This window comes from Lysobacter sp. P5_B12 (assembly GCF_056400425.1).
The window spans coordinates 82,412-104,313 of sequence record NZ_JBFULG010000005.1 but is presented as its reverse complement, the minus strand read 5'-3'; the positions used below and the strand labels follow the sequence as shown (position 1 = coordinate 104,313).

General features: G+C 66.5%; 15 protein-coding genes and 1 riboswitch. Of the genes, 6 read left to right on the top strand and 9 right to left on the bottom strand.

Annotated features, from left to right (window positions below; all coding sequences use genetic code 11):
- Positions 1 to 2 precede the first annotated feature (2 nt).
- The gene (locus tag AC1DOM_RS09770; RefSeq protein ID WP_498962696.1) at positions 3 to 1,733 is read left to right on the top strand and encodes a S8 family peptidase; all 1,731 of its coding nucleotides are present in this window, start codon (positions 3 to 5) and stop codon (positions 1,731 to 1,733) included.
- Between the two features lie 65 nt (positions 1,734 to 1,798).
- On the opposite strand, the gene btuB is transcribed toward AC1DOM_RS09770, so the two are convergent.
- From btuB to AC1DOM_RS09755, 3 genes are all read right to left on the bottom strand, one after another.
- Positions 1,799 to 3,685: a TonB-dependent vitamin B12 receptor gene (gene btuB, locus AC1DOM_RS09765; protein ID WP_498962694.1), complete on the bottom strand. Its 1,887-nt coding sequence runs from the start codon at positions 3,683 to 3,685 to the stop codon at positions 1,799 to 1,801.
- A gap of 123 nt (positions 3,686 to 3,808) precedes the next feature.
- Positions 3,809 to 4,044, bottom strand: a riboswitch (cobalamin riboswitch).
- A 34-nt stretch (positions 4,045 to 4,078) separates the two neighbouring features.
- The gene (locus tag AC1DOM_RS09760; protein ID WP_498962692.1) at positions 4,079 to 4,456 is read right to left on the bottom strand and encodes a TfoX/Sxy family protein; all 378 of its coding nucleotides are present in this window, start codon (positions 4,454 to 4,456) and stop codon (positions 4,079 to 4,081) included.
- Positions 4,453 to 4,935 carry a GAF domain-containing protein gene (locus tag AC1DOM_RS09755; protein WP_498962690.1) on the bottom strand — a complete coding sequence of 161 codons (483 nt, stop codon included), beginning with the start codon at positions 4,933 to 4,935 and terminating at the stop codon, positions 4,453 to 4,455. The genes AC1DOM_RS09760 and AC1DOM_RS09755 overlap by 4 nt, the downstream gene beginning before the upstream one ends.
- A gap of 77 nt (positions 4,936 to 5,012) precedes the next feature.
- On the opposite strand from AC1DOM_RS09755, the gene bioD reads away from it, so the two are divergent.
- The 3 genes from bioD to AC1DOM_RS09740 all read left to right on the top strand — a co-directional run bounded on the left by bioD (position 5,013) and on the right by AC1DOM_RS09740 (position 10,152).
- Entirely contained in the window at positions 5,013 to 5,690 is a 678-nt protein-coding gene (gene bioD, locus AC1DOM_RS09750) for a dethiobiotin synthase (RefSeq protein WP_498962688.1), read from the top strand.
- 133 nt (positions 5,691 to 5,823) lie between these two features.
- Positions 5,824 to 7,002 (top strand): efflux RND transporter periplasmic adaptor subunit, encoded by a 1,179-nt coding sequence (locus AC1DOM_RS09745; protein WP_498962686.1) that lies wholly within the window; start codon positions 5,824 to 5,826, stop codon positions 7,000 to 7,002.
- Between the two features lie 6 nt (positions 7,003 to 7,008).
- Complete coding sequence (locus tag AC1DOM_RS09740; RefSeq protein WP_498962684.1) at positions 7,009 to 10,152, top strand: multidrug efflux RND transporter permease subunit; 3,144 nt, start codon at positions 7,009 to 7,011, stop codon at positions 10,150 to 10,152.
- Positions 10,153 to 10,190: 38 nt separating this feature from the next.
- On the opposite strand, the gene AC1DOM_RS09735 is transcribed toward AC1DOM_RS09740, so the two are convergent.
- The 3 genes from AC1DOM_RS09735 to AC1DOM_RS09725 all read right to left on the bottom strand — a co-directional run bounded on the left by AC1DOM_RS09735 (position 10,191) and on the right by AC1DOM_RS09725 (position 11,966).
- The gene (locus AC1DOM_RS09735; protein WP_498962682.1) at positions 10,191 to 11,105 is read right to left on the bottom strand and encodes a hypothetical protein; all 915 of its coding nucleotides are present in this window, start codon (positions 11,103 to 11,105) and stop codon (positions 10,191 to 10,193) included.
- Positions 11,102 to 11,461, bottom strand: a complete 360-nt coding sequence (locus AC1DOM_RS09730; protein WP_498962680.1) for a PadR family transcriptional regulator — start codon at positions 11,459 to 11,461, stop codon at positions 11,102 to 11,104. The genes AC1DOM_RS09735 and AC1DOM_RS09730 overlap by 4 nt, the downstream gene beginning before the upstream one ends.
- Before the next feature lie 121 nt (positions 11,462 to 11,582).
- The gene (locus AC1DOM_RS09725; protein WP_498962678.1) at positions 11,583 to 11,966 is read right to left on the bottom strand and encodes a phasin family protein; all 384 of its coding nucleotides are present in this window, start codon (positions 11,964 to 11,966) and stop codon (positions 11,583 to 11,585) included.
- A 215-nt stretch (positions 11,967 to 12,181) separates the two neighbouring features.
- On the opposite strand from AC1DOM_RS09725, the gene ku reads away from it, so the two are divergent.
- Both ku and ligD read left to right on the top strand, forming a co-directional pair.
- Entirely contained in the window at positions 12,182 to 13,078 is an 897-nt protein-coding gene (ku, locus tag AC1DOM_RS09720; RefSeq protein WP_498962676.1) for a non-homologous end joining protein Ku, read from the top strand.
- A 3-nt stretch (positions 13,079 to 13,081) separates the two neighbouring features.
- Positions 13,082 to 13,951, top strand: a complete 870-nt coding sequence (ligD, locus tag AC1DOM_RS09715; RefSeq protein WP_498962674.1) for a non-homologous end-joining DNA ligase — start codon at positions 13,082 to 13,084, stop codon at positions 13,949 to 13,951.
- Between the two features lie 6 nt (positions 13,952 to 13,957).
- Here ligD and AC1DOM_RS09710 read toward each other — a convergent pair whose 3' ends face one another.
- Genes AC1DOM_RS09710 through AC1DOM_RS09700 form a run of 3 tightly spaced genes read right to left on the bottom strand, consistent with a single transcriptional unit; the run spans position 13,958 to position 21,824 of the window.
- Positions 13,958 to 14,620: a sensor histidine kinase gene (locus AC1DOM_RS09710; RefSeq protein ID WP_498962672.1), complete on the bottom strand. Its 663-nt coding sequence runs from the start codon at positions 14,618 to 14,620 to the stop codon at positions 13,958 to 13,960.
- Positions 14,620 to 16,347, bottom strand: coding sequence for a response regulator (locus AC1DOM_RS09705; RefSeq protein ID WP_498962670.1), 1,728 nt, complete (start codon positions 16,345 to 16,347; stop codon positions 14,620 to 14,622). The genes AC1DOM_RS09710 and AC1DOM_RS09705 overlap by 1 nt, the downstream gene beginning before the upstream one ends.
- Positions 16,332 to 21,824: a HAMP domain-containing protein gene (locus AC1DOM_RS09700; protein WP_498962668.1), complete on the bottom strand. Its 5,493-nt coding sequence runs from the start codon at positions 21,822 to 21,824 to the stop codon at positions 16,332 to 16,334. Before AC1DOM_RS09700 ends, AC1DOM_RS09705 begins: the two co-directional genes overlap by 16 nt.
- Between the last annotated feature and the right edge of the window lie 78 nt (positions 21,825 to 21,902).

Sequence of the window (21,902 nt, the reverse complement as noted above, 5' to 3'; positions counted from 1 at the left end):
ACATGCAGATCCAATTGCGTTTCGCGCTCGCGCTCTCCTGCCTGTTCGCGACAGACGCTGCGTTCGCCTTCGATCCCGCGGGTCGCGTCGTCGTGAAACTCCATGACCAAGCCCAGACGCAGGCGCAGGCCGCAGTCGCACTGCGCACGCTCGCACCCGACGCACAACCCGTCCTTCGCCTCGCCAACGGCGCGCATGTGCTGCGTACGGAATCCGGCGGCGCCGACGCGCTGATCGCGCGCCTGTCCGCGAATCCCGCCGTGCAATACGCCGTTCACGATCGGTTGTTGCAACACACCGCCGTCGTCGACGATCCCTGGTACGAAGGCCCCATCGAACTCAACGGCATTACCTACACGCACTTCCAGGCGAATCTGTACAACGCGATCGGCGGCATCGCTGCCCCCGCCGCATGGGCACTCGGCGCAACGGGCGAGGGTGTTGTCGTCGCCGTACTCGATACGGGCATCACCGCGCATCCGGATCTGGATGCGAACATCGTCCCAGGCGCAGGCTACGACTTCATCACGGACACGTTCGTTTCAGGCCGCCCGGACAGTACGCGCACGCCCGGCGGTTGGGACCCCGGCGACTGGACGCACACACCGCCGTACGCGGGCCAATGCCCGCCCAGTCCCAGCAGCTGGCACGGCACGCACGTGGCGGGGACGGTCGCAGCGGTCGCGAACAACGCCGACGGTGTCGCCGGCGTGGCGCATCGCGCGAAGCTGTTGCCGATGCGCGTCCTCGGCCATTGCGGCGGATATTCGTCCGACATCGCCGATGCGATCACCTGGGCGTCGGGCGGCAGTGTCGCAGGCGTGCCGGACAACGCGACGCCGGCGGAAGTGATCAACCTCAGCCTCGGCGGGCACGCGCAGTGCGAGGCGTTCATGCAGGACGCGATCGACGGCGCGGTCGCGCGCGGGACGACGGTGGTCGTGGCCGCGGGCAACAACACCATGGACGTTGCGAACTTCACGCCTGCAAGCTGCAGGAACGTGATCGTCGTGGGCGCGAACGGGCTCACCGGCAAGCGCGCCTACTATTCCAATTTCGGAAGCGGCGTGAGCGTGGCCGCGCCCGGCGGCGGCGTCTACACCAAGGACAACGCGAGCGGCCAGCAGTGGGTGCCGGGTGGGTTCATCTGGTCCACGTTCAACTTCGGCATGGAAGGTCCGGAAGCGCCGGCGATCGCGGCCAACGCAGGTACGTCGATGGCCGCTCCGCACGTCGCCGCGATCGTCGCGATGATGCAGTCCGTGGCACCGTCGCCGCATTCGCCGGCGAAGATCGCAAGCCTGCTCGCCGATTCGACGCGCATGTTCCCCGCGCCCGTCGACAGGCCGATCGGCCGCGGCATCGTCGATGCGGGTATGGCTGTCCAGGCGGCGATCCTGGGCGAGGTGCCGTTTCCGACGCCGATCGCGCTGAGCCTGTCCGCGCCGGCGATGCACATCTACGCGAACCAGGCGCAATCGCGGCACTACGTCGTCAACGTGCCCCAGGGCAAGACGCACCTGACCCTGCGCAGCTACGGCGGCACGGGCGATGCGGACCTGTACGTGCGCAACGGCAGCCATGCGACGCCCGCCGCGCACGACGCGAGTTCCGTGCGCCCGGGCAACAACGGCATCGTCATCCTCGATGCACCGGCGCCGGGTGATTACTACGTCGCCGTGCATGCCGCGAAGGCATTCAGCGCCCTGCAGTTGCGTGCAACGCTGGAGTAAATGAAAAGGGCGCGTCGATCGGAGGTCGACGCGCCCTGGTTTTCCGGGTACTCCCGACGAACCGCTTACTTCGCCGAATACCGCACGGTCAGCCCGAACTCGCGCCCGGCCTGCGGGTAATACGCCGCCGTCTCGTAGTCGTGGTCGAACACGTTGCTGGCGCGCGCCTGCAACGTCCACGTATCCGAAAGCGCCCACTGCGCGCGCAGGTCGAAGGTCGAATACCCGCCAAGCTCCAGCGAATTGGCGACGTTCTCGAAGCGGCGCCCCTCGGCCATCCACGTGGCGCCCACCGAGAAATCGCCGAACGCGCGATCGACATCCACGCGCCCGCTCGAACGCGCGCGACGCGGCAACACCTTGTCGAAGTTGTCGCCGTTGCTGCGGTTGCGCGGATCGACGTAGCTCGCCGCGCCGCTGAAGTTCCAGGCATCGAGCGAGAATCCGCCGGTCAACTCGCCGCCGCGGATGCGGGCCTGTTCCAGGTTGTTCGCGACGAAGATGCTGGAGTCGTAGACGATCAGGTCGTCGACGCGCGTCTGGTACGCGTGCACGTCCCAATGCCAGGTCGCGCGGCGCTGGCCGACGCCGATCTCGAACGTGTCGGAGGTCTCCGGCAACAAATCCGGATTGCCGTAGAACGGGAAATACAGTTCGTTGAACGTCGGCGCCTTGAATGCGCTGCCCGCATTGGCGGTGAGGCGGAAGCCCGCACCGAGGTCCATGCCCCACGCTAGGCTGCCCGTCGTGTGGCCGCCGAATTGTTCGTTGTCGTCGCGACGCACGCTTGCCTGCACGTCGTGCGCACCGAAGGCGCCCTGGTATTGCGCGAACACCGCGCGGTTCTGGCGCAGCGCGCCGTCCTGCGACGACACCAGCGTGCCGAACAGATCGTTCGCGAAGGCCTTGTCGCGCTGCCAGTCGTAACCGACCGTCGCCAACTGCTTGTCGGCCACCTTGAAGTCCGCCTGGAACGACGCGCTGTCGCGACGGCTTTCGAAGAAATCGGTGAACGCGTCGTCGCGTGTCTGCAGCGAACGATCCAGGTTGCTGCCGCCGGTCAGCGTGAGCGTCGCGGGGCCGACTTCCCAACGCGCCTTGCCGCCGACCACCTGCTGCGTGGTGTTCGACACATCGCCCAACCCGAACATCGGGTCGGCGTCGATTTCGTTGCGGCCTTCGTTGCGCAGGGCATGCATGTCGATGGTCAGGCCATCGACGGGCCGTACGCCCGCGCGCACCGACACCGCGTTGCTTTCGTAACCGTCGTCGTCCGGATCGGGCGTATCCATGAAGCACCCGGCGAACTCCGGCGTCGTCGCACCGGTGCAGGAGTTGTGGCCTTCCGTCGACTGGTGGCTGTAGTCCGCACCGAACCACGCGCGGTCGAATCCGATGTCGAGGCCCGCGCTCAATTCGCGCAGATCGTTGCTGCCGGCGCCGAGCTTGAAGCGCGGACGCACGCCGCCGTTCTTCGGTTGACGCGTGAAGATCTGGATGACGCCGCCGATCGCGTCGGAGCCATACAGGCTCGAACGCGGGCCGCGCACGATTTCGATGCGCTCGATCAGTTCGACCGGCAGGTCCTGCAACGCGGTGAGGCCCGAGGTGGAGGAGCCCACGCGCACGCCGTCGATCAGGAACAGCGTCTGGTCCGATTCGGTGCCGCGCAGGAACAGCGTCGTGAGTTTGCCCGCGCCGCCCTGGTTGACGAGGTTGATGCCCGCGCGGCCGCGCAGCAGGTCCTGCACGGATTGCGCCTGCGTGCGTTCGATTTCGGCCCGATCGATGACTTCGACGGCGGACAGCGAATCATCGACGGTCACCGCGGTGCGCGTGCCGGTGACGAGCACCGTGTCGAGTTGTTCGGCCTCCTGCGATTGCGCAAGCGCGAAGGCAGGCAGGGACAGCAGAGCCACCGCGACGGCGGCGGCGAGGGTGTTGCGTGACATGGATTGGAGTCTCCGGCGCGCACGCCCGCGCGCCTTGGGTTCACAAGGAGTCGCGTCATGGCGGGGGGAAACACAGCGGAGGCGCGTGCGACGGCGCTGCCGCCGCGATGCCCTCCGCATCGCAACCAGGTCTGCATTAAGGCCGGTCTCCGGGCTTGCGCGCTGGTCGTCTCGTGAGAAGGCGATCCGGGCCGCGGCGCCTTCCCGTGCGCGTGCACAGTGGCGGATGCGTTGGCCTTGCGTGCTTACCGTTGCGGGGGCAGCGCCGGAATGCGATCGCGCAATGCGATCGGGCACCGGCTTCCCGTTTCAACCCTTGGACGATGCGTCCGCGGGTCACCTCAAGCGGCGGGGAGTGTAACCGTGGTGCTTCGGGCGCGGAAGGACCGCGCGTCAGTCCGCTTCGTGCCCGGCGGGCTCGTCGAACAGATTGAAGGCCGGCGCGGCGTCTTCGGTATCGGCCATCTGCGTGGTGGTGACGGGCGATGCGGCCGGGCGGTTGCGCGGCGGCGGAAGCAGGGCCGTGGCGGCCTCGGCGGCATTCACCAGTTCGCTGCGACGCGCTTCAGGCACTTCCTGCCAGTGGCAATCGAGCAACGCGCCTTCCAGTGCGTAGAGCAGGTTGAGGCTCGGCCGGAAGCCGGCGCGCTTGACGCGCATGAACGCATCGACCGCGCCCACCGCTTCAAGATCCTCGCGCGAGCGCAGGCCCACCTGGCGCAGCCAGGCAGCGGATTTCGGACCGATGTTGCGCAGCTTGGCGGTGCTCAAGCCAAAGATTCCTCGAACAGGCGGGCAATCGCTTCGATCCCCTGTTGATCTTCAACGTCGAAGCGCGCGGGAACCGGACTATCGAGGTCCAAAACGCCGACGAGCGTACCGTTGCGGACCAGCGGCACCACCAGTTCCGAACGCGAGGCCGCATCGCAGGCGATGTGGCCGGGGAATGCATGCACGTCTTCGACGAGTTGGGTCGTGCGCGTGCTCGCCGCCGCGCCGCACACGCCCTTGTCGAGCGGGATGCGCACGCACGCGGGCAGGCCCTGGAAGGGGCCGACGACCAGTTCGGTGCCGTCGAAGAAATAGAAACCGGCCCAGTTCAGCTGCGGCAGCGCGTGGTAGACCAGCGCCGAGAGATTGGCCGCATTCGCGATGCGGTCGGGCTCGCCGTGGAGCAGGGCGCGCGCCTGTTCGGCGAGCTGGGCGTATTGCTCCGGCTTGCTGCCGGACAGCGTGGAGGCAGTGAACATCCCCGGAGTCTACCAGCGCGACGGCGTTACCATGGCGCCGTGGCCGCGACGCTGCGTCGCGACGAAGGGGCCCGCATGTGAACGGCGTATTCGTCACCGGCACCGATACCGGCGTTGGCAAAACGCTCGCCAGCACCGCATTGCTGCACGCGATGCGCGATGCGGGCGTGCGCGCGGTCGGAATGAAGCCGCTGGCGAGCGGCTGCGAACGCATCGACGGTGCATGGCGCAACGAAGACGCACTGGCGTTGCAACACGCGAGCGCGTTCGCGGTGCCTTACGAAGACATCAATCCCTTCGCGCTCGAACATCCGCTCGCGCCCGAACTCGCCGCGCGCGATGCGGGCATCACCGTCACGCTGCAACCGATCCTCGATGCGCACGAACGTTTGCGCGCGCAAGCCGACTGCGTCGTCGTCGAAGGCGTCGGCGGTTGGATGGCGCCGCTCGCCACCGACCTGATGCAGGCCGATCTCGTGCGCGCGCTCGATGTTCCCGTCGTACTCGTCGTCGGACTGCGGCTGGGTTGCCTGAACCATGCCTACCTCACCGCGCGTGCCATCGTCGCCGATGGCGGCCGCCTCGCGGGATGGATCGGGACCGCGATCGACCCCGACATGGCACGCGCGCAGGACAATCTCGCGCTGCTCGCCGCGCGCCTGCCCGCGCCGTGCTGGGGCGTGCTGCCGCATGTGACGGTGCCCGTGCCCGCCCGCATGTCGCGGCACCTGCAGTGGCCGCCGATCGCGCGTTGAAGGCCGCCACGCGGTTGCATCCGCAACCAATTTCGATTGTTCCGCGCGGACGGGTGACGAACGACAGGGGTTCCGCGCCCCGGCGCGCAAGGTAAACTCTCGCGTACAGAAAACGGAAGAAGAGGCACCGCGCATGGCCCGCAAGCTTGGAAGCAACGCCACGAACGCTCGCATCGCGGGCGTGCTCGCACTCACGATCCTGGTCGCCGCGTGCGGCAAGGACGACGCGAATGCAGCGGGCGGCAACATGCCTCCGCCGGAAGTCGGCGTGGTCACCGTGCGTCCGGCCTCCGTGCCGCTGGTGAAGGATCTCGTCGGTCGCCTGGCCGCGTATCGCAGCGCCGACGTGCGCGCGCGCGTGCCCGGCGTGCTGCAGCGTCGCGTGTACGAAGAAGGCAGCGACGTGAAGGAAGGCCAGCTGCTGTTCGTCATCGATCCGGCGCCCCTGCAGGCCGCGCTCGGCCAGGCCGTCGCATCGCAGGCCTCCGCCGAAGCCAACTACGCCAATGCACGCGCCGCCGCCACGCGCGCGCGCAATCTCGCGCCGCAGAAATTCATTTCGCAATCCGATCTCGACAATGCGCTCGCGGCCGAACGCTCGGCCTCCGCCGCGTTGCAGTCGTCGAAGGCGTCCGTCGCCGCCGCGCGCATCAACCTGGGCTATGCCTCCGTGCGTTCGCCGATCAACGGCCGCGCCGGCAAGCAGCAGGTGACCGAAGGCGCGCTCGTCGGCCAGGCCGATGCGACGTTGCTGACCACCGTCGACCAGATCGACCAGATGTACGTCGACTTCTCGATGAGCGTGGATGAACTCACGCAGGTGCGCCAGGCCAACACGACCGGCACGCGCAAGGTGCAGGTGCTGTTGCCCGACGGTTCGCCGTACAAGCACGACGGCGCGCTGGATTTCAGCGCCGATACGGTCGATCCCTCGACCGGCGCGGTCGCGCTGCGTGCGCGCGTGCCGAATCCGGAACACCTCTTGTTGCCGGGCACCTTCGTCACCGTGCGCGCCACGCTCGGCATGCAGAACAACGCCTATCGCGTGCCCGCGATCGCCGTGCAGCGCGATGTGCAGGGCTCTTACGTGATGGTGGTGGGCAAGGACGGCAACGTCGCGCGCAAGAATGTCGCGACGCAACGCCAGGAAGGCGCGGACTGGGTCGTCGGTTCCGGCGTTGCGCCGGGGGACCAGGTGATCGTTTCGGGCCTGCAACGCGTGCAGCCCGGCGCGCCCGCGAAGGCCGTGCCGTGGACGCCGGCCAAGCAGGCGGCCGACAACGCCGCCCCCGCCGCGCAACCGCAGGGCTGACCGACCATGTCCCGTTATTTCATCAACCATCCGGTCTTCGCCTGGGTGATCGCGATCATGATCGTGATCGCCGGCGTGCTCTCGATCCGCGGCCTGGGCGTGGAGTCGTATCCGAACATCGCGCCGCCGCAGGTGGGCGTGAACGCGTTCTATCCGGGCGCGAGCGCGGAGACCGTCGAACGCGCGGTGACGCAGATCATCGAGCAACAGCTCACCGGCATCGACAACCTGGATTACTTCAGCGCCTCGTCCGGTTCCGACGGCAGCGCATCGCTCAACCTGACCTTCAAGCCCGGCACCAATCCCGACACTGCGCAGATGCAGGTGCAGAACAAGGTCTCGCAGGCCACGCCGCGCTTGCCTGAGGACGTGGTGCAGCAAGGCGTCACCGTGTCGAAGTCCAACAGCGGCTTCCTGCTCGTCATCGCGCTGAAGTCCAACGACCCGCACATCAACCGCGACGAGCTGTCCGACCTGATCGCCTCCAACGTGCTCGACCAGGTTGCGCGCGTGCCGGGCGTGGGCAGCACGCAGTTGTTCGGCGGCCAGTACGCGATGAACATCTGGCTCAACCCGGACAAGCTCAACGCTTACGGCTTGTCGGCCACCGACGTGCTGGACGCGGTGCGCGGGCAGAATGTGCAGTTCTCCGCCGGCCAGGTCGGTGGCGAGCCCTCGCCGGAAACGCAGATGTTTACCGCGCCGGTATCGGCGGAAGGGCGCTTCTCGCATCCCGAAGAGTTCGAACAGATCCTGCTGCGCACCACGCCCAGCGGTGCCGCCGTGCGCCTGAAGGACGTCGCGCGCATCGAGATCTCCGGCGAAGCGCACGGCTTCGACCTGAAGTGGAACGACCAGCCGACCGCCGCGTTCGCGGTGCTGCTGGGCCCGGGCGAAAACGCGCTCGCCGTGGCGGCCGCCGTGAAGGCGCGCATGGCGCAGCTGCAGCCGAGCTTCCCGAAGGGCGTGGAGTGGTTCTCGCCCTACGACACCTCGGACTTCGTGCGCATCTCGGTGGACGAGGTGATCAAGACGCTCGCCGAAGCGATGGTCCTGGTGTTCCTGGTGATGCTGCTGTTCCTGCAGAACCTGCGCGCCACGCTGATCCCGACGCTGGTGATCCCGGTCGCGCTGCTCGGCACGTTCCTGGGCATGTACATCCTCGGCTTCACGATCAACCAGCTGAGTCTGTTCGGCATGGTGCTGGCGATCGGCATCGTGGTCGACGACGCGATCGTGGTGATCGAGAACGTCGAACGCATCATGACCGAGGAAGGCCTCTCGCCGAAGGCCGCCACGCGCAAGGCGATGCACCAGATCACCGGTGCAGTCATCGCGATCACGATCGTGCTGGCGGCGGTGTTCATTCCCAGCGCGCTGCAGACCGGTTCGGCGGGTGCGGTGTACAAGCAGTTCGCGCTCACCATCGCGATGGCGATGATGTTCTCCGCCTTCCTCGCACTGGGCTTCACGCCGGCGCTGTGCGCGAGCCTGCTCAAGCCGAGCACGCACCACGAAAGCCGCAATCCGATCTTCCGCCTGTTCAACAAGTACTACGGGAAGATGGGCACCACCTACGTGCGCCACATCGGCAGCGCGGTGCGGCACGCGCCGCGATGGATGGTGGCGTTCCTGGGCCTGGCGATCCTCTGCGGATTCCTGTTCTGGCGCATGCCGGGCAGCTTCCTGCCCGAGGAAGACCAGGGCTACGCGTTCGCGATCGTGCAGCTGCCGCCGGGTTCGACGCTGCGCCGCACGAACGAAGTGTTCGACCAGATGCGTCCGGCGGTCTCGAAGCTGGAAGGCTTCGACGGCATGATGCAGGTGTCGGGTTTCAGCTTCATCGGCCAGGGCGAGAACGTCGGCATGGCGTTCATCAAGCTCAAGCCGTGGGACCAGCGCAAGATCACCGCGACGGAGTTCATCGCGAAGGCCAATGGCGCGCTGTATCCGATCCGCGATGCGCAGATCTTCGTGATGAACCTGCCGACGGTGAACGGCCTGGGCCAGTTCGGCGGCTTCGACATGTACCTGCAGGATCGCGCGGGCCAGGGTCGCGATGCGCTCAACGCGGCGATGGGCACGCTGTTGCAGAAGGCCGGCGAGGACAAGGCGCTGGTCGGCGTGCGCCCGAATTCGCTGGCGCCTTCGCCGCAATTGAAGCTCGACGTCGACCGCGTGCAGGCCGAAGCGATGGGCCTGTCGGTCGGCGACATCTACAGCGCGATCCAGTTGATGCTCGCCCCCGTGTACGTCAACGACTTCGTGCAGGGCGGCCGCGTCAAGCGCGTGCACATGCAGGCCGATGCGGCGTATCGCACGGGCCCGGAGTCGCTGTCGCATTTCTACACGCCTTCGCCGGACAAGCAGGCCAACGGCCTGCCGACGATGATTCCGCTTTCGAACCTGGTGCAGGCGAAGTGGGAAGTCGCCGAGCCGACGCTCACGCGTTACAACGGGTTCGCGGCAGTGGAAATCGTCGGTTCGCAGTCGCCGGGCCACAGTTCCGGCGAAGCGATGAGTTCGATGCAGAAGATCGTCGACACGCAATTGCCCGCGGGTTTCGGTTACGACTGGGCAGGCCAGTCGCACCAGGAAATCCTGTCCGGCAGCCAGACCACGATGTTGATGATCCTGTCGATCGTCGTGGTCTTCCTGTGCCTGGCCGCGTTGTACGAAAGCTGGTCGGTGCCGGTGTCGGTGTTGCTGGTCGTGCCGGTCGGCGTGCTCGGCGCGGTGGCGCTGTCGATGATGCGCGGCCTGCCGAACGACATCTATTTCAAGATCGGCCTGATCACGGTCATCGGCCTGGCCGCGAAGAACGCGATCCTGATCGTCGAGTTCGCGATCCAGGAACGCAACGAAGGCAAGCCGCTCGGCATCGCGGTAGTCGAGGCGGCGAAGTTGCGACTGCGCCCGATCCTGATGACGTCGCTGGCGTTCATCATGGGCGTGTTGCCGCTGGCCATCTCCACCGGCGCGGGTGCGAACGCGCGGCACGCGATCGGCACCGGCGTCATCGGCGGCATGCTCGCGGCCACCTTCCTCGGCCTGCTCTTCATCCCGGTGTTCTACGCGATCGTGCGGCGCGCGCTGGGCGACAAGATGGACGAGCCGCCGAAGATCACGCAGCACCTCGACGACGTTTGACGCAACGAAAAACCCCGGCGAACGCCGGGGTTTTTTTGTCAGTGCCGCGTGGCGACCTTGGGTGCGTGCAGGCCCGGCCGCATGCGATACAGCTTGGCACCAACGTCGACCAGCACGATCAGGAACACGATGCCCAGGCCGAATTGCGCGCCCTCGGTCGTCGCCTGCGACTGGAAAATGTGGCCCGAGGCGATCAGCCAACCCAGGAGCACGAGCCACGCGACGCTGCCGATGAGTTCGAGCTTGCGCGTCGCAGGCGTCCAGCGTCCCTTCGCCAGCACCGACACCAGCAGCGCGAAGCTTACGAGCCACAACACGATCACGACCCATGCGCGCGTGCGCAGGAAGTCCGGATCGAACGCGAAGATGCGCGGGAAGGGTTCGGGCAATTGCGCCGTGATCCATGGCAGCGCGAGCATCAGCGACACGCCGATCGCGAACCACGTCAGCCCGAAGGCGAACGCGCCGCGATGCACGCGGTCGCGATCGATCTCACGCGGCGTCCACGCCGGCGGCGTCGTGCGCCATTGGCGGATCCACGCGCCGAACAGCGCCATCATCGACATGAAGCCCGGCCACCAGAAGGCGCCCAAGCCCCAGGTCAACCACCACGTGCCGATCGACTCGCCTTCGGCGACGCGCGGCAGGGTGAGCGCCCATTGCAAGGCGATGCCGCCGAGCGACAACCAGGCGAAGGAACGCGTGCGTTCGGCCGGCAAGATGACGAAACCGGGCGCGCGATACCGCGCGGCGATGTCGGCGGGCAGGCCGAACTCCCGCAGCATCGCGAGCACCATCGCATCGTCCGCAGGCCTGCCTTCGGATTGCGCGCGGTCGTCGAGCATCTCGGTGAGCAACGCGCGCAGCTCGAATCCGATGTCGTTGCGCTCCTTCAGCGGCACGCGGCGGATCACGTCGGCCACGTAGGATTCGATGACCTCGTTCGGGTTCATTTCCCGCTCCCAATCAGGCCGGCCATGGTGTGCACCAGGGCATTCCAGGTACCGGTCAGTTCGGCGAGCAACGCCTCGCCTGCGTCGTTCAAACGGTAGTAGCGGCGGGGCGGGCCATCCTCGATCCGCCATTCCGACGCGAGCACGCCCTGCGCCTCGAGCCTGCGCAGCAGCGGGTAGAGCGTGCCTTCCTCGATCGGCATGCCCCGCTGGGCCAATGCCTGGCGCAGCGAATAGCCGTATTGCACCTCGCGCAGTTGCGAGAGCACGGCGAGCACGAGGGCGCCGCGGCGCAGTTCGCCTTCCAGCTTCGGTGCGGCGCTGCTCTCGGGCGCGGTGGTCTCTCGGGTATCCACGGTGCTTCGCCTTGTGACGTGCGGCGCACACTACATTGCGGCACACAGTACGTCAATACAAAAAAACCTCCCCTTTTCGGGGGAGGCTTTTCGTCGGGCTCTCGTGGGGCGAGACCGAGGCTTACTTGGCCTTGGTGGCCTGCGCGACCTGGTCCGTCGCCTGCTTCGCCTGCGCTTCGAACTGCGACTTGGCGATCTGGCCGATGGCTTCCTGGGTCTTCACGGTGCGGCCGATGACGTCCTGGCCGGTGGCGATCGAACGCTCGACGTTCTCACGGGCGACCTGCAGGCCCTTCGGCCACACGGCCTTGAGCTGCTCGGGGTTGCGGGCTTCGGCGACTTCGCCGAGGAACGCGAACGCCGCATTGGTGCCGGCTTCGAGGGCGGCCATCTGCAGGCCGAAGACCTGGGTGGCGTTGTCGAGGGCGAGGCGGTTGATCTGGGCCGCGGTGTCCGCGAACTGGCGCGAGGCGGCGGCGAACTGGTCGTTGATCTGCTGGTACATGGCAGGTGGACTCCACGGTGGGGGCCAGTCGGCGGAATTGCCGAATGGTGCGGCGCAGCATAGCCCCGTCCATGTTGCGGTGCAACAACCGTTCGTCGCTTCGTTTCGGGAACGGTAATCCGCGTGAAATCAGCGTGTTACGTCCACGCCACGTTCACGCCGCCCCCACCTGTCGAGCGCGAGTCTGCAGGGCCCACCCGTTGGAGTTCGCGGTCATGGCAGCCCGCCCGATCTGGAACGGCACCCTCTCGTTCGGCCTCCTCAACATCCCAATCCAGCTGATGACGGGCGAAAAACGCACCGAGCTGCATTTCCGGATGATGGATGCGCGCAACAAGGCGCCGGTGAAGTACGAGCGCGTGAATGCCGAGACGGGCGAAGAGGTGCCCTGGAAGGAGATCGTCAAGGCCTTCGAATACTCCAAGGGCAACTACGTGGTACTCGAACCCGAGGACCTCGCGAACGCGGCGAGCGAGAACCGCGAGGTGATCGACATCGAAGCCTTCGTCGACCGCGAACAGATCAGCCCGGCCTACATCGAGAAGCCTTACGTGCTCGTCCCCGGCAAGAAGGCCGAGAAGGGCTACGTGCTGCTGCGCGAAGTGCTGAAGAAGACCGGCAAGGTCGGCATCGGCCGCGTGGTGATCCGCACCAAGGAGTACCTCTCGATGGTGCTGCCGCAGGACGACGCGCTGATGTTGATGCTGCTGCGCTTCCCGGAAGAGGTCGTCTCGCTCGAGGAATACAACATCCCCGAGGGCAACGCGACCAAGTGGCACGTCACGCCGAAGGAAATGGAAATGGCGACGACGCTGCTCGAATCCATGGCCAGCGACTTCAACCCGGACGACTACAAGGACGAATTCAAGGAACGCCTGACCGCGGCCATCAAGAAGCGCCTGAAGCAGAAAGGTGCGACGACGACCGTCGAGGAAGAAACGGCGGCCCCGGAAGCGACGACCAACGTGGTCGATTTCATGTCCCTGCTCAAGAAGAGCCTGGAGAAGAAGGGCGAGGCACCCGCGAAGGCGACTGCGCGCAAGGCCTCCAAGAAGCCCGCGACCAAGAAGGCGCCCGCCAAGTCCACGAGCAAGAGCAAGAAGAGCGCCTGACGCGTGGCCGCACGCAAGCCGGCGCTGCCGACGCTGTCCTCGCCCGACCGCGTCGTTTATCCCGATGTCGGCATCACCAAGCGGCAGGTGTTCGAATACTACGAAGCCGTCGCCGAGCGCCTGCTGGAAGACTCGGGCGAACGCCTGATGTCCGTCGTGCGTTGTCCCGACGGCATCGAGGGCGAACGCTTTTTCCAGAAGCACCTGGGGCCCGCGTTCGGCAAGGCGCTGCATCGCATCGAGATCGCCGAGAACGACGGCAAGCACGCGGAATATGCGTGGCTGGATGATCTGGCCGGCGTGTTGTCGCTCGCGCAAATGAATGTCATCGAGTTCCATCCCTGGGCCTCGAAGGTCAAATCGCTCGAGAAGCCCGATCGCCTGATCTTCGATCTCGATCCGGATCCCGGGATCGGCTGGCCGAAGATCAAGGCGGCGGCCCGCGAGTTGCGCGACGCACTCCAGGCACTCGGGCTCACCTCGTTCCCGCGCCTGAGTGGCGGCAAGGGCGTGCATCTCGTCGTTCCGATCGCCAAGCGTTATTCCTGGGACCAGTCGCGGGACTTTTGCGACCGCTTCGCGCATGCGATGGAAGAACGCGCACCGCAGCGTTACGTCGCGACGATGAGCAAGGCCAAGCGCGAAGGGCGCACCTTCATCGATTGGTTGCGCAACGGGCGCGGCGCGACCGCGGTGTCGAGCTTCTCGCTCCGCGCACGCCCCGGCGCGCCGGTGGCGATGCCGGTGACGTGGGACGAGTTCGCATCGGTGCGCGCGCCGRATCGTTTCAAACTGAAGGATGCGATCAAGCGCGTCGATGCGCCGATCTGGGACCTGGCCACCGCGAAGGACCAGAAACTGCCGAAACTCTGAAGCGCGTTACGCCGCCACCGGAAGCACGCAACGGATGCGTTGCGTCGCGCCGTCGCCGGGCCCTTCGATCGAAAGGGTGCCCGCATGTCCCTCGATGATCGCCTTGGCGATCAACAACCGCAGGCCCAGGCCCTCGTCGGGCGGCGGAATCTGCGGTGCTTCCAGCAACTTCGCACGCACGGCCTCGTCCACCGCAGGCCCGTTGTCGGCGAAGACGATCTCCACGGTTCCACCGTTCGAAGTCACGTCGACGCGGGCGCCCTGCGCATCGCGCGCGAGGGTCTGTTCCAGCAAGGTGCGGAACATCTGGGCCAGGCGCGCGGAATCGGCGAGGACGACCGCGTCCGCCGAACCGTTCCGATAATGCGGATCGACGCTGCCGTGCAGCGAACCGACCGCCATGTCGAGAATGCCGCCGAGCTCCACGCGGTCATGCAGATCCACCAGCCGTTGTTGCTGCGCGCGCGACCAATCATCGAGTTCGTCGATCATCCGCGCCATGCGTTGCGACTGCCGCACGACGATGTCCGATAGTTCCTTCGCGGTGGCGCCGCCGGGATCGGTGCGCAACAGGTACGCCGCCGTCTGCAGCGACGACAGCGGGCTGCGCAGATCGTGCGCGAGCCGGTTGAACCACGGGTTGCCGCCGCGAGCGTCGTCGTGCGCCATCACACCGTCCGGGTTTCGACTTCGTCGCAGATGCTGCGCACGATATCCAGGTCCGGCGGCTTGACCAGGTGGTGGTCGAAGCCGGCTTCGGCCGTGCGACGGCGATCGTCGGGCTGGCCCCAACCGGTGACCGCCACCAGCACGCGGCGAGAGCCGCCCGGTTGCGCGCGCAACTGGCGCGCCAGTTCGTAGCCGCTGAGGCTCGGCATGCCGATGTCGAGGAACACCAGGTCGGGATCGAAGCGTTCGACTTCCGCGGCCGCCTGGTGCGGGTCGTAGAGCCGCGTCACTTCGTGCCCGAGGATCTCCAGCATCATCGCCAGCGTGTCGGCGGCGTCGCGGTTGTCGTCGAGCACGAGGATGCGGCGCGAGCGCGCACGCAGGGTGCGCGTGGGCGCGGCAGGCACCGCGTGCACCGGTGCGTGCGAAGTTTCGATCGCGACTTCGCGCAGGGGCAGGGTGACGATGAACACGCTGCCGTGGCCGAGGCCCGGGCTTTCGCAGCGGATCGCGCCACCGTGCATCTCGACCAGTTGCTTGACCAGCGTCAGGCCGATGCCCAGGCCGCCGCGCGCACGTTCGACCGACGTGTCGACCTGCGCGAACAATTCGAATACTTCCTCGATCTGCTGCCGCGTCAGGCCGATGCCGCGGTCGTGCACGCTGACGGTGACGAACGGGCCCTCGCGCTGCGCGACGACTTCGATCGTCCGCCCGGCGTCGGAATACTTCGCCGCGTTGCTGAGCAGGTTGGAAAACACCTGCGACAGCCGCTCGCCGTCGGCGAGCATCGGCAAGGGCACTTCCGGCAACGCCAGTTGCAAGGGGTGCGCGCCCGCTTCGAGCACGGGTGAGGCGGTTTCGATCGCCGCCTGCAGGATCTGCTGCAGCGTCGTGGGTTCGGGCTTGAGCACGAGCTTGCCGCGGCTGATGCGCGCGACGTCCAGCAGGTCGTCGATCAGGCGCACCAGCAAACCGAGCTGGCGTTCCATCATCGCCTGGAAGGGATCGTCGCTGCCGGTGAGCTTGCGGATGCTGACCGCGTTGCGCAGCGGCGCGAGCGGATTGCGCAACTCGTGCGCGAGCGTTGCCAGGAATTCATCCTTGCGGCGATCCAGTTCGCGCAACTGCGCCTCGGCGCGCGTGCGTTCGCCGATCTCCGATTGGAGGTCGACGTTGCGCTGGGCGAGCTCGACGTTCGCCAGGCGCAGCGATTCGTTGAGCATTTCCAGCTCGCGCGCCTTCTCGGTGCGCAGGGCTTCGTTCGCGGCGGCGAGGCGTTCGTTGGCGAGTTGCAGTTCGCGGCGCTTGCGGAACAACTCCGCCAGCACGACCACCTTCGAGCGCAGGATCTCCGGGATCACCGGCACCATCACGTAGTCCACCGCACCGAGCTTGTAACCGCGCATGCGGTCCAGGTCGGAAACGTTGACGGCGGTGACGAAGATGATCGGCGTGCGTTCGAAACGCGGATGCTGGTGGATCAGGCTCGCGGTCTCGAAGCCGTCCATGCCGGGCATGTTGACGTCGAGCAGGATCACCGCGAACTCGTCCTGCATCAGCTTCTGCAGCGCTTCCGGGCCGCTGCTCGCGTCCACGAGCCGCTCGCCGAGCGGTTCGAGGATCGCGCGGTACGTCAGCAAGCGTCCCGGCTGGTCGTCGACCAGCAGGATGTTGACCGGCACGTGGCCCGGCCCGGAGGGGAGGTTGCTCAACGGTGCAGCCATTGACGCAGCACTCCGAGCAACTGGTCGGTCACCACGGGCTTGGCGAGATAGTCGGACGCGCCCGCTTCCAGGCACTTCTCACGGTCGCCCTTCATCGCCTTGGCGGTGAGCGCGACGATCGGCAACGCGCGTGCGTCGGGCATGCCGCGGATCGCCCGCATCGTGTCGTAGCCGTCCATGCCGGGCATCATGATGTCCATCAACACCAGGTCGATGTCGGGATCCTCGGCGACCTTTTCGATCGCTTCGTGGCCCGTGCCGGCGGTGATGACGCTCATGCCGTGGCGTTCGAGCACGCTGGACAGCGCGAAGATGTTGCGCACGTCGTCGTCGACCACCAGCACGCGCTTGGACTTGAGCGCATCGTCGGTTTCGTGCAGGCGCTGCACCATGCGTTGCTTCTGCGGCGGCAGGTCGGCGATCACGCGGTGCAGGAATAGCGCGGTTTCGTCGAGCAGGCGCTCGGGCGATTCCACGCCCTTGATCACCACGCTGCGCGCGGCCTTGCGCAAATACGCGTCTTCGGCGGCGGTGAGTTCCTTGCCGGTGAACACCACGATCGGCAACTCGTGCAGCTTCGGCTGCTCCTGCACGCGGTCCAGCAGGTCCAGGCCGGTCATGTCGGGCAGGCGCAGGTCGAGCACGACGCAATCGTAGTCGTTGTCGGCCAGCGATCGCAGCGCCTGCTCGCCGGTCTGCGCGGTGTCGATGGAGATGTCGTCGTGGCGCAAGAGTTCTTCGATGCTCATCCGTTCGCGATCATCGTCCTCCACGATCAGCAGCCGTTTTGTGCGCGGCAGCGTGTATTCGCGAATGCGCTCCAGCGCCTGCTGGATCGACTCGGCGTTGGACGGCTTGGCCAGGTAGGAGAACGCACCGCGCTCGATCGAATGGTGCCGCTCTTCCTCGATGGTGACGATCTGCACCGGGATGTGGCGCGTGGTGGAGTCCTGCTTCAGGCGCGCGAGCACCGTCCAGCCGAGCATGTCGGGCAGGAAAATGTCGAGCGTGATCGCGTTGACCGCGTAATCGCGCACCAGGCGCAAGGCTTCGGCGCCGCGATTGGCGGTGAGGACCTGGAAGCCACGCGAACGCGCCAGGTCGCGCAGGATCGCCGCGTAACTCGCGTCGTCCTCCACCACCAGCAGGATCGGTTTGTCCGGATGCAGGTGCTCGCGGTCGTCGGGCACTTCCACCAGTTCGGGGAAGCTTTGGTCGGCGGTGACCGCTTGCGTCTGCTGCCCGAGCACGTTGCGCACCGGTTCGCCGGAGCCCACGTAATCCAGCGGCAGGTACAGCGTGAACGTCGAGCCCTTGCCCGGTGCCGACTGCAGGCGCAATTCGCCGCCAAGCAGGCCCGCGATTTCACGCGAGATCGCCAGGCCCAGGCCCGTGCCGCCGTACTTGCGCGAGGTGCCGGCGTCGGCTTGCTGGAACGCTTCGAACACGATGCGCTGCTTCTCGGTGGAAATGCCGATGCCCGTGTCGGTGACGTCGAAGGCGATCACCGTCGGCGCGCTGTCGAGCACCGGATGCCCTTCGGACCATCCGTGCGTCGCCACGCGCGCGGCAAGGCGCACGCTGCCGCGCTCGGTGAACTTCAGCGCATTGGACAGCAGGTTCTTGAGGATCTGCTGCAGGCGCTTGGGGTCGGAATGGAACACGCGGCCGATTTCGGTCGGGAAGTCGACGGAGAAATCCAGGCGGCGGCGTTCGGCCTCGTGGCGGAAACCGCGCTCGAGGTTTTCGCGCAGATGCGAGAACGCGATTTCTTCGCTGTCGACGGTGACCGTGCCCGATTCGATCTTCGACAGATCGAGGATGTCGGAGATCAGGTGCAACAGGTCGGAACCTGCCGCGTGGATCGTCTTGGCGAATTCGACCTGGCGGTCGCTGAGGTTTTCGTCCGGGTTTTCCGCCAACTGCTGGCCGAGGATCAGGATCGAATTGAGCGGCGTGCGCAGCTCGTGCGACATGTTGGCGAGGAATTCGGACTTGTAGCGCGAGGTGAGCGCCAGTTCGGCCGCCTTTTCCTCGAGTGCGCGACGGGCCTGTTCGATTTCCTGGTTCTTGCGTTCCACCTCGGTCTTCTGCTCGGCCAGCAGCGTGGCCTTGAGCGCGATGTCCTCGTTGGTCTGCTGCAGTTCCTTCTGCTGCGACTGCAATTCGCCGGCGAGCTGCTGGGACTGCGAGAGCAGGCGCTCGGTGCGCATCGTCGCTTCGATGGTGTTGAGCACGATGCCGATCGAGCCCGACAACTGTTCGAGGAACGCGCGCTGCGAGGGCGTGAACTCGGTGAGCGAAGCCAGTTCGATGACCGCCTTGACCTGGTCTTCGAACAACACCGGCAGCACCACGACACTGCGCGGCACGGCGCTGATGAGCCCGGATTCGATCTGTACGGTGCCGGCCGGCACGTCGTTGATCACGATCATCTCGGCTTGCGCGGCGCATTGCCCGATCAGGCCCTGGCCGAATTCGACGTAACGCGGCTCGTCGTCGTTCGAACTGGCATCGGCGTAACCCGCCAGTTGGCGCAGGCGATTGCGGCCGCGGCGTTCGTCGGTTTCGATGACGTACAACACGCCCTGTTGCGCGTAGACCAGCGGCGCGAGTTCCGACAGCAGCATGTGGCCCAGCGTGATCATGTCGCGCTGGCCCTGCATCATGCCGGAGAACTTCGCCAGGTTGGTCTTCAACCAGTCCTGCTCGCGGTTGGATTCGGTCGTCGCGCGCAACGTGCCGATCATCGCGTTGATATTGTCCTTCAGGTCGGCAAGCTCGCCGCGCACGTCCACCTGGATCGAACGCGTCAGATCGCCCTGCGTCACCGAAGTGGCCACCTCGGCGATCGCGCGCACCTGCGTGGTGAGGTTGGCCGCGAGCTGGTTGACGTTCGCGGTCAGGTCCTTCCAGATGCCCGCGGTGCCCGGCACGTTCGCCTGGCCGCCCAGCCGTCCTTCGACGCCGACTTCGCGCGCCACCGTCGTCACCTGGTCGGCGAAGATTTCCAGCGTTTCGGTCATCGAGTTGATGGTGTCGGCGAGTTCGGCGATTTCGCCCTTCGCTTCCACCGTCAGCTTCTGGTGCAGGTCGCCGTTGGCGACCGCGGTCACCACCTTCGCGATGCCGCGCACCTGCGTGGTGAGGTTGGCGCCCATCGAGTTGACGTTGTCGGTCAAGTCTTTCCACGTACCGGCGACGCCCGGCACCTGCGCCTGGCCACCGAGCTTGCCTTCGGTACCCACTTCGCGCGCCACGCGCGTCACTTCGGCCGCGAAGCCGTTGAGCTGGTCGACCATCACGTTGATCGTCGACTTCAGCTGCAGGATTTCGCCCTGCGCGTCGACCGCGATCTTGCGCGAGAGGTCGCCCTTCGCCACCGCGGTCGCGACTTCTGCGATGTTGCGCACCTGCGTGGTGAGGTTGGACGCCATCGAGTTCACGTTGTCGGTCAAGTCCTTCCACGTGCCCGCGACACCCGGCACCTGCGCCTGGCCGCCGAGCTTGCCTTCGGTGCCGACTTCGCGCGCCACGCGCGTGACTTCCGCCGCGAAACCATTGAGCTGGTCGACCATCGTGTTGATGGTTTCCTTCAGCTGCAGGATCTCGCCGCGCACGTCCACCGCGATCTTGCGCGAAAGGTCGCCCTTCGCCACCGCGGTCGTCACTTCGGCGATGTTGCGCACCTGCGCGGTGAGGTTGGACGCCATCGAGTTGACGTTGTCGGTCAAGTCTTTCCACGTGCCCGCGACGCCCGGCACCTGCGCCTGGCCACCGAGCTTGCCTTCGGTGCCCACTTCGCGCGCCACGCGCGTCACTTCGGCCGCGAAGCCGTTGAGCTGGTCCACCATGACGTTGATGGTGTTCTTCAGCTCGAGGATTTCGCCGCGCACGTCCACCGTGATCTTGCGCGAAAGGTCGCCCTTCGCCACGGCGGTGGTGACTTCGGCGATGTTGCGCACCTGCGAGGTCAGGTTGGACGCCATCGCGTTGACCGAGTCGGTCAAGTCGGCCCACGTACCCGCGACACCCGGCACCTGCGCCTGGCCACCGAGCTTGCCTTCGGTACCCACTTCGCGCGCAACGCGCGTCACTTCCGCGGCGAAGCCGTTGAGCTGGTCCACCATCGTGTTCATGGTGTCCTTCAGCTCGAGGATTTCGCCGCGCACGTCCACGGTGATCTTGCGCGAGAGGTCGCCCTTCGCCACCGCGGTGGTCACCTCGGCGATGTTGCGCACCTGCGAGGTGAGGTTGGAGGCCATGGAGTTCACCGAGTCGGTGAGGTCCTTCCACGTACCGGCGACGTCGGGCACCTGCGCCTGGCCGCCGAGGCGGCCTTCGGAACCCACTTCGCGCGCCACGCGCGTCACTTCCGCCGCGAAGCCGTTGAGCTGGTCGACCATCGTGTTGATGGTGTTCTTCAGTTCCAGGATTTCGCCGCGCACGTCCACCGTGATCTTGCGCGAGAGGTCGCCCTTCGCCACGGCGGTGGTGACTTCGGCGATGTTGCGGACCTGCGAGGTCAGGTTCGATGCCATCGCGTTGACCGAGTCGGTCAAGTCCTTCCAGGTGCCCGCGACGCCCGGCACGATCGCCTGGCCGCCGAGCTTGCCTTCGGTACCCACTTCGCGCGCCACGCGCGTCACTTCCGATGCGAAGCCGCGCAACTGGTCCACCATCGTGTTGATGGCTTCCTTCAGCTGCAGGATTTCGCCGCGCACGTCCACGGTGATCTTGCGCGAAAGGTCGCCGTTGGCCACGGCGATGGTCACTTCGGAAATGTTGCGGACCTGCGCGGTGAGGTTGGAGGCCATCTGGTTCACCGAGTCGGTGAGGTCCTTCCACACACCCGACACACCCTTCACCTTCGCCTGGCCGCCGAGGCGGCCCGCGGTACCCACTTCGAGCGCCACGCGCGTGACTTCCGAGGAGAACTCGGACATCTGCTCGAGCATGCGGTTCACGATGTTGGCGGCGCGCAGGAACTCGCCCTGCAGCGGCCGGCCATCGTTGTCCATCGGCACGGTGCGCGACAGATCGCCTTTCGCCACCGCCGCCATCGCTTCGGTCATCGTTTCGATCGGGCGCGCGAGGTCGCGGATCAACCCGTTGACCGACGACTCCATGTCCGACCATGCGCCCTGGCGATTCGCAGCGGGCATGCGCTGGCGCGTGCGGCCTTCGCCGCCGACGCGTTGCGCGACGCGCGCCAGGTCGTTCGCCAGGCGCTTGTTCTGGTTGACGATGTCGTTGAACGCATCGGCGAGCTTGCCCGACAACCCTTCCCAATGCGGCGGCAACTGGACCGAGAAGTCGCCTTCGCGGACCGAGTTCATCGCCATCAGGAGTTGTTGCAGTTGCTCGGCGACGCTGGCGTCGACGATGCTCGGTGCGGATGCGACGACGGTTTCGGCCGGCGTTGCGATGCTGGCGCCGCGACGTGTACGCCGGGCGGGCTGGCTTTCGTTGTTCACTGAACCTCCGGTACCCGTCCCCACGGGCAAACAGACGCGGACGCTATCGACACGCAGGTAGGGGCCATGTGAAGACCC